Source organism: Nonomuraea sp. NPDC050451, from assembly GCF_044458585.1.
In genome coordinates this window covers 67,561-75,575 of record NZ_JBITHZ010000011.1, presented here as the reverse complement: position 1 = coordinate 75,575, position 8,015 = coordinate 67,561, and the positions used below count along the sequence as shown (strand labels likewise).

At 70.3% G+C, this 8,015-nt stretch carries 6 protein-coding genes; all 6 read right to left on the bottom strand.

The genetic code is table 11. The annotated features are described in order from the left end of the window. Positions 1-1,829: 1,829 nt before the first annotated feature. The 6 genes from ACIBI9_RS30710 to ACIBI9_RS30685 all read right to left on the bottom strand — a co-directional run bounded on the left by ACIBI9_RS30710 (position 1,830) and on the right by ACIBI9_RS30685 (position 7,884). The gene (locus ACIBI9_RS30710; RefSeq protein ID WP_397226850.1) at positions 1,830-3,263 is read right to left on the bottom strand and encodes an MFS transporter; all 1,434 of its coding nucleotides are present in this window, start codon (positions 3,261-3,263) and stop codon (positions 1,830-1,832) included. 131 nt (positions 3,264-3,394) lie between these two features. Next, a complete protein-coding gene (locus tag ACIBI9_RS30705; protein WP_397227313.1) occupies positions 3,395-4,192 on the bottom strand; it encodes a glycerophosphodiester phosphodiesterase family protein in 798 nt (265 codons plus the stop codon). A 38-nt stretch (positions 4,193-4,230) separates the two neighbouring features. Then, positions 4,231-4,770, bottom strand: a complete 540-nt coding sequence (locus ACIBI9_RS30700; RefSeq protein ID WP_397226848.1) for a TrmH family RNA methyltransferase — start codon at positions 4,768-4,770, stop codon at positions 4,231-4,233. Then, a complete protein-coding gene (locus tag ACIBI9_RS30695) occupies positions 4,767-5,357 on the bottom strand; it encodes a class I SAM-dependent methyltransferase (RefSeq protein ID WP_397226846.1) in 591 nt (196 codons plus the stop codon). The genes ACIBI9_RS30700 and ACIBI9_RS30695 overlap by 4 nt, the downstream gene beginning before the upstream one ends. 1,344 nt (positions 5,358-6,701) lie before the next feature. Next, complete coding sequence (locus ACIBI9_RS30690; RefSeq protein ID WP_397226844.1) at positions 6,702-7,319, bottom strand: ATP-dependent Clp protease proteolytic subunit; 618 nt, start codon at positions 7,317-7,319, stop codon at positions 6,702-6,704. Position 7,320: 1 nt separating this feature from the next. After that, positions 7,321-7,884, bottom strand: coding sequence for a ClpP family protease (locus ACIBI9_RS30685; RefSeq protein WP_397226842.1), 564 nt, complete (start codon positions 7,882-7,884; stop codon positions 7,321-7,323). Positions 7,885-8,015: the final 131 nt, after the last annotated feature.

Here is an 8,015-nt window from a genome sequence, read left to right as displayed (position 1 = left end):
GCTTCGCACGGCCCCGGGTCTGCGGGCGCCAGTGACGGGACACGCACCTCCCATGGCGCCGCAGGCCCACCCATACCGCGTACTGGCGGGGAGGCGCAGACACGCGACGGAGGCTCACCGGCGCCAGGCAGGCCGGATTTACATAACCGAGGCGGACCAGATTCACAGGCGTCGGGCGGCGCCGCCCCACCGGGCCGGAACGGCGAGAGCGGACAAGCGCCACGCGGCGCCGGACAGACGCCGCCCAACGAGGTTCCGCCCTCTGGAGTGGCGTCACAGCCTCGAGACGGTGCCACGCTTTCCCGAGGGCCCGGCCATCCCGACGGCTCGACCACACCGCCTGATGGCACAGGCTCGCCGCCCGACACCATGGGCCGGTCGCCTTGTGGCGCCGGTCCACCGCCTGGCGCCGCGAGCTGGACGCCTGGTAGTGCCGGTTCGTCACCTTGCGGAGTGGGCCGATCGCCTGGTGGGGGTGGCTCGCTGCCTGGCGGGGTGGGCCGGTCGGCTCGCGGGGGAGACATGCCGCCTGGAGACGTGGACCGGTCGCCTGGTGGTGCCGGTTCGTCACCTTGCGGAGTGGGCCGATCGCCTGGTGGGGGTGGCTCGCTGCCTGGCGGGGTGGGCCGGTCGGCTCGCGGGGGAGACATGCCGCCTGGAGACGTGGACCGGTCGCCTGGTGGTGCCGGTTCGTCACCTTGCGGAGTGGGCCGGTCGCCTGGTGGGGGTGGCTCGCTGCCTGGAAGCGTGGGCTGGTCGGCTGATGGTGCAAGCTCCCCGCCTGGCGGGGTGGGCTGGTCGCCTGACGGCGGGAACTGGCCGTCAGACACTGGGGGCTGGGGGTCGCTTGAGGGGCGTGGAAGCTGGCCGTCTCCCGAGGGCGCCGAGGGATGGCCGCCCTCGCACGACGTTGACGACGCGGCGGCTCGCCCCTGCGACGACGGCTCGTCCGCTCAGCCCGATGCAGGCGGCTCGCCAGACTCACCTGGCAACGGAGGCTCGCCAACCCCGGGCGGATCCCCGCCGGGCCGCACGGGTACGCCGGGTCCCGAGGCCGGGCGCACCACCGGCGACTCGTACGGGAACGGCCATCGAGGGTGGTGGGTGCTGTTCGCCATCGTGGGCACGGCCGCCCTCGCAGGGACGGCGTTCTGGATCGCCCACAAGCTCGGCCCGCGCCCCGACCCTCCGGCCGACCCGAGTTCTGAACCCCTGCCTGACTCCAGCCCCGATCCTCCACATGGCCCGAACGACTGAACCCTCCTGCCCGCCCGCCCGCTACACGCCCGCTGCACGCCCGCGGCGAGCAGCTGCGATCGGCACGAGCGCTTGGCGGGGCCGTCTATCCGCTCGTTTCGGCGCGAGCGCGTGGACGGGCGGCGTGACTGCTCGTCCTGGCGCAAGAGTCTGGATGAGCCGCCTGGCTCCTCGCTTCGGCATGAGCGCAAAGAAGGGCCACCTGGCTCCTCGTCCCGGCATGAGCGCGTGGATGGGCGGTTGGCTGCTCGTTTCGGCATGAGCGCGGATGGGCCGTAGGGCTGCTCGTTTCGGCACGAGCGCAAAGACGAGCCACCGGGCTGCTCCTCTTGGCACGAGCGTCCAGGCGAGCCGCCTGGCTGCTCGTCCAATAACGTGACCGTGCTGGGAGTAGAGCCGACGAACGCCAGGGACCACCCGCCTGTGGGGCGCCGGGTGGTGCAGGGGAACGGAGCCCGGTCGCCCATGGAGGCAGGAGGGCGCAGGCTGGCCCGGCGCGCGTCCACGTGTGATGACGCCTCGTGCGGCCGCTTTCCAGCGGACAGCCGCGAGAGGTCGCCCGGTGACGGGGGTCAGATGCGGTCGGGGACCTGGTTGCCGGCTTCGCGGATCGCCCTGGGAAGGTTGGTCAAGGCAAGCAGGACGAAGCCGACGATGAAGAAGACGATCATGGAGACGATGGCGATCCGGTAGCTGTTGCTCAGCTGGAGCGCGATCGTGACCGTCAGGGAGCCGATGAACGCCGAGCCCTTGTCGCTGATCTGCAGCAGGCTGAAATACTCGGCCTCCCGCCCCCTCGGGATCACCTGCGAGAACAGCGAGCGCGACAGCGCCTGCGTACCCCCCAGCACGATCGCGATAGCGAACGCCATCAGGTAGAACTGCAGCGCCTGCCCCTCCCCGACGAACAGCGCCGCCACCACGATCGCCGTCCACAGCACCAGGCTGGCCAGCACCGTGCGCTTGGTGCCGATGCTGCGGGCCAGCCGGCCCAGCAGCAGCGCGCCGAAGAACGCCACGAACTGCACCATCAGGATGGCCGTGATCTGCACCGTCTTGTCCAGCTTGAGGGCCTCGGAGGCGAAGGCCGCGCTGTTGCCGATCACTGTCTGCACGCCGTCGTTGTAGACCAGGTACGCCACCAGGAACAGCAGCGTCAGCGGATAGCGGCGCAGCTCGGCCAGGGTGCGGCCGAGCTGGCGGAAGCTGCCGCCGACCGAGCGCAGCGCCGTGGTCTCGTGGACGGGGACGGGACGGTTGCGCAGCCGCAGCAGCGGGATGATCGTGAAGATCGCCCACCACAGACCGGCCGACATCATGCTGATGCGCACCGCCATGCCCTCGGCGACCCCCAGGCCCTCATGCTGCGTGTAGAGGACGAGGTTGAGGGCCAGCAGCAGGCCGCCGCCCAGATAGCCGATGGCCCAGCCGCGCGAGGACACCCCGTCGCGCTCGGCGGGGGTGGAGATCTGCGGCAGGAACGAGTCGTAGACCACGACCGAGGAGCCGTAGGCGAGGTTGGCCAGGATGAACAGCACCCCGCCCAGCATGTAGCGGTCGCCCTCGACGAAGTACAGCGCCATCGTGGCCAGCGCACCGACGTAGGCGAAGCCGCCGAGCATCTCCCGCTTGCGCCCGGTATGGTCGGCCAGCGCGCCCACCACGGGCAGCACCACGATCTGCAGGAACACCGCGATCGTCAGCGTCAGCCCGAAGAACGCGGCTGGCCTGATGTCGGCGCCGAGCACGTCGACGTAGCCGAGACCCGGGTTGGTCTTGACCAGGTTGTCGAAGCCCGCGACGCACGTGTCGGAGGCGATGTTCGGGAAGTCCTTGGCACAGGCCGCGGTCTTGGCGACCGGGATGAGGTACGGGCCGAGGAAGACCGAGATGATCGTGGTGTAGAAGGCGGAGTTGGCCCAGTCGTAGAAGTACCAGCCGCGCTGCTCACGCCTGCGGGCTGCGGGGGAGTCGTCGAGGGCCGCGGGGGGTGCGGGTACGGGCATGGTGTCGAGTCGCTCCTATGCGGCCGGGCGGCCCGGCCTGCAGGCTTATGGGGCTTTCTTGGCTTTTTTGGGCTGGTACGCCGTGCTCTCGATGCTTGCTCGTGCTGCGGGGCCCGGGCCGTCCTGTCGAGTTACGCGGCCAGGCTGCCGGGATGCCATTGGCCGCGGCGCTCCAGCACGGTCCGCAGACCGGAGACGTTGTCGGTCATGAGGCCGTCCACGCCCAGGTCGAGCAGGTGTTCCATGCGTATGGGGTCGTTGACGGTCCACACGTGGACCTGCATGCCGATGGCGTGCGCCGTACGTACCAGACTCCGGGTGGTCACCCGCAGCCCGCGGAAGCCCACCGGCACCTGCGCGCACGGGACGCCGGCGCGCGACAGGCGGGCCAGCAGGCGGCCGTAGCCGGAGGTGGACGCGGCCGCGCGCAGCGCGGCGACGCCGCGCGGGCCGAGCGCCGAGCACACCTCCCTGCCCATCGCCGCCCTGGCCAGCGCCAGCCGCTCGTCGGAGAAGGAGGTCAGGCAGACGCGGTCATAGGAGTTGGTACGCCGGATCGCCTCGGCCAGCGGCGCGATGGCGGCGGCCTCCTTGACGTCGATGTTGAAGCGGATCTCGGGCCAGGTGCCCAGCAGATCCTCCAGCAGCGGGATCTCGTGAACCCCGCCGATGCGGGCCTGCCTCACCGCCCGGTAGGGCAGCTCCGAGATGCGGCCCCGCTGGTCGGTCACCCGGTCGAGCGTGTGGTCGTGGAAGGCGAGCAGCACGCCGTCGGAGGTGGCGTGCGCGTCGGTCTCCAGGTAGGTGTAGCCGAGCCCGACCGCCCGCTCGAAGGCCGCAATGGAGTTTTCCGCGCCCTCGGCGGCGCCTCCGCGGTGCGCGAAGGCCAGCGGGCCCGGATGGTCGAGAAAGGCGAATCGACGGCTCAGCACGTCCTGAGTATGCCTTCCGTGGGTGAACGGTTCGGTTACGGTTCGAGGAGATTCTCCCACTCTTGGCGGCGGGCCTCGGCCAGCGCGATAGCGGCGGCCACCGCCACGTTGAACGACCCGACCCGCCCGACCTGCGGGATGTAGCAGACGCCGTCCACGGCGTCGAGCAGCGCAGGGGAACAGCCGTGGTCCTCGCTGCCGACGACCAGGCACACGTCGCGGCCCAGGTCGGCGCGGTGCAGCGGCACGGCCTCGGCGGTCAGCTCGATGGCGTGCACGGTGTAGCCCCCCGCCTTGGCGGCCTTGACCGCCTCGGTGGCCAGGATCGGCTCGTGCCAGGTGACCAGGCGTTCGGTGCCGAGCGCGGTCTTGCCGGCCTTGGGGTTGGTCGGCGGGGTGGCGTTGCCGGCGAGCCAGATCTCGTCCACGCCGAACGCGGCGGCGCTGCGGAAGATCGAGCCGATGTTGAACGGGCCGGTGACCGACTCGATGATCATGGCGAGGCGGTTCTGGGTGTTCCTGCGCCAGGTGCGGTTGAGCCGCTTGACGTCGGTGGGGCGCAGTTGCCTTCTCATCGGGTCACCTTCAGGATCCGGTAGGCGGCCCGGCTGGCCTCGCGGGAGGCCTGCCAGCCCTGCTCGCCGAGCCAGCGCTGCAGGGAGTCCGAGCCGAGGTGTTTCTGGACGACCAGGTAGGCGACGCCGTCGGGCGTGAGCCGGGTCAGCCACCTGGTGAGCATTTCGTGCAGGGCCTGCTTCCCAATACGGATCGCAGGGTTAGACCAGATTGCCCGAAATTTCACGTCATCTGGCACTTCGTCGACATGTACTGACCGTACTTTGTAAAGGCCCGCGGCCTCGGCATTCCTGGCGGTCAGCTCCAGGCTCCGCCGGTTCACATCGACGGCCCACACGGTCGCCTCGGGCGCCCGGGAGGCCATGGTCAGCGCGATCGGCCCGTACCCGCAGCCCAGGTCGAGCAGATCGCCCTCCTGCGGCGGCGGCGGGACGGTCTCTAGCAGGATGCGCGTGCCCACGTCGACCCGTTCCGGCGAGAACACGCCGCTGTCGGTCTCCAGCCGCAGGTGCAGATCGGGCAGGACCAGGTCGACGGAGCCTGGCTTGCTCGCTGCCTTCGGCTGTTCGGAGAAGTAGTGGGCCACGTCGCAAAACGTTACCGGACCGGCCCGGATCCCCGACGCACGCGACCAACCGGGGCCGGGGTCTCGCGGCGTCACGAAACGCTCACAGACCCACCGCTCGGGGCAGGTGGAGCAGATGGTGGAGGCGGGCGGTGAGGCAGGCGGGCAGGTGGGGGAGGCGGGCAGGTGGGCTCGGGAGTGGTGAAGCTAGGGAGTTGTGGGCACTGGTGAGGCTGGGGAAGTGCAGGGGCCTGGATGAGGCAGGGGAAGTGATGTCAACTTCTGAGGCCTGGGAAATGGCGGGCTGGGTGCTGGTGGGGCCAACGGGGCGGCGGGAGACGGCGGGAGCCCCTGAGCGCGGGATGCTGGGCCCGGTGACGTTCGGGGCGGCCCTGAGCACGGGGTGCTTGGACGCGGCATCTCGGGTTGCGGTCCTTGGTGGGAGCCGCTTGGCGTGGCGCTGTCGTCCTCGGCATGCGGTCCCGTCCTGCTGCGCTCGCCCTCCGGTTGAGGCGCGCGGCCCATCGTGCTGCGCTGGCCCACGGTCCAGGCATGCGGCCCGTCGTGCTTCTCTGGCCCACGGTCCAGGCGTGCGGTGCGGCCCCTGGCAGCCGGTTGTGGCGCGCGGACCTGGGCGCGGGGTGCTGGGCCAGTGACGGCTCTGGCGCCGTCCTGGGTGCGGGGTGTTTAGGCGCGGCGTCTGGGGTTGCGGTTCTTGGGTGCGTGGCGCTCAGGCGTGGCGCTGTCGCCCTCGGGACGCGGATCCGTCGTGCTGGGCTGGACCACTGGTTCAGGTATGTGGTTCTCGGTCCCTGGCAGGCGGTTGCGGTGCGTGGCCCTGACCGCGGGGGCGTGGTGGCGGGTCAGCGTGGTCGGCGTGCGGATTCCTAGACACGGCGGCTTCGGCTTACGGCCCACTCGCGTTGCATCACCGCGGCTCCCGGCCTCAGCCTCCGGCCCTGGCCTCACGTGCGCCGCTGGCGCCAGCCCCTCGGGCGTCCTGCCCCGGCCCTCAGCCCCGGCTCTCGGCCCCGGCTCTCGGCCCCGGCTCTCGGCCCCGGCTCTCGGCCCTCAGCCCCGGCTCTCGGCCCCGGCCCTCAAACCCAGCCCTGATGGCCGGGCTTCGCTCCAGTGCCGGCCTTGCCCTCTCTGGGCTCGAGCTCGGCCGCCGTTGCCTCGTCCCGGTCCCCAGTCCCGGGTCTCAATCCCAGCCCTGGTGGCCGGGTTCCGCCCCAGCACCGGCCCTGACCCCTGGCCTCCAGCCGGGCCGCCGTGCCCCAGCGCCGGCCCAGTCCCAGCCCCGGGCCAGTCCCAGCCCCGGGCCAGTCCCAGCTCCAGGCCCCGCTTTTAGGTGGGGCCGGGGGGTCAGTGGGTGGGGGTTAGGGTGCGTTTTCTGGAGGCGTAGATGTCGTCCACCAGCCTGTACGTGCGTGCCTGCTCTGCCGTGAAGATCCGGTCCCGCTCGATGTCCTTCCTGATCTCCAGGAGCCCTCGCCCCGTGTGCCGGGAAAGGATCTCCTCCTGCTGGTCGCGCATCCGCAGGATCTCCCTGGCGTGGATCTCCAGGTCGCTGCCCTGTCCGCGGCCGCCCTCCGCGTGGGGCTGGTGGAGCAGGACGCGGGCGTGGGGCAGGGCGGCGCGTTTGCCGGGCGTGCCCGCCGCCAGCAGGACCGCCGCGGCCGAGGCCGCCTCGCCGATGCAGACGGTGTGGATCTCCGGCCGGATGAACTGCATGGTGTCGTAGATGGCCGTCATGGCGGTGAACGAGCCGCCAGGGGAGTTGATGTAGATGCTGACGTCCTGGTCGGGGTCGAGCGACTCGAGCGTGAGCAACTGCGCCATCACGTCGTTGGCCACGGTGTCGTCGATGGGGGCGCCGATGAAGACGATCCGGTCCTCGAAGAGCTTGTTGTACGGGTTCATCTCCTTGATGCCGTACGACGTGCGCTCCGTGAACGAGGGCAGCACATAGCGGCCGCTCATATCAGTTCATCCCTTCTGCGATGTGGTCGACGATGCCGTAGTCCAGCGCCTCCTGGGCGGTGAACCAGCGGTCGCGGTCGGAGTCGGCCTGGATGCGCTCCAGCGGCTGGCCTGTGTGGTGGGCGATGATCTCGGCCATCCGGCGCTTGGTGTAGAGCATGTTGTCGGCCTGGATCTGGATGTCGCTGGCCGAGCCGCCGATGCCGCCGAGCGGCTGGTGCATGACGATGCGGGAGTTGGGCAGGGCGTAGCGCTTGCCCTTGGCGCCCGCCGTCAGCAGGACCTGCCCCATGGACGCGGCGAACCCCATCGCCACCGTCGCCACATCGCACGGAATGAACTGGATCATGTCGTAGAGCGCCATCCCGGCGGTCACGGACCCGCCCGGCGAATTGATGTAAAGCGTTATGTCGCGGTGTGGGTCTTCGGCCGCCAGCAATAGGAGCTCCCCGCAGAGCCGGTTGCAAATCTCGTCGTCGACCTCCTGGCCGAGGACGACGATCCGCTCTTTCAGCAGGCGCTGGCTGAGCTGGTCTGGCCAGGCTGCACGCTGGGTCTCCGTCATGACCGGTCGCCTTTCTGTGCTGGATATTCCGAGAAAAACGCTAGACCCGGCGGGCGTGAATTCTGGAATTATTTCGCTGGGGGCGCATTTCTCTAAGGGCGCATTCCACCGACAGCGAATAACCATCGACA

Excerpts from the sequence above, each read along its gene's own strand:
- ACIBI9_RS30710 (WP_397226850.1), bottom strand. The coding sequence starts at position 3,263 with ATGCCCGTACCCGCACCCCCCGCGGCCCTCGACGACTCCCCCGCAGCC.
- ACIBI9_RS30700 (WP_397226848.1), bottom strand. The coding sequence starts at position 4,770 with ATGAGAAGGCAACTGCGCCCCACCGACGTCAAGCGGCTCAACCGCACC.
- ACIBI9_RS30690 (WP_397226844.1), bottom strand. The coding sequence starts at position 7,319 with ATGAGCGGCCGCTATGTGCTGCCCTCGTTCACGGAGCGCACGTCGTAC.
- ACIBI9_RS30685 (WP_397226842.1), bottom strand. The coding sequence starts at position 7,884 with ATGACGGAGACCCAGCGTGCAGCCTGGCCAGACCAGCTCAGCCAGCGC.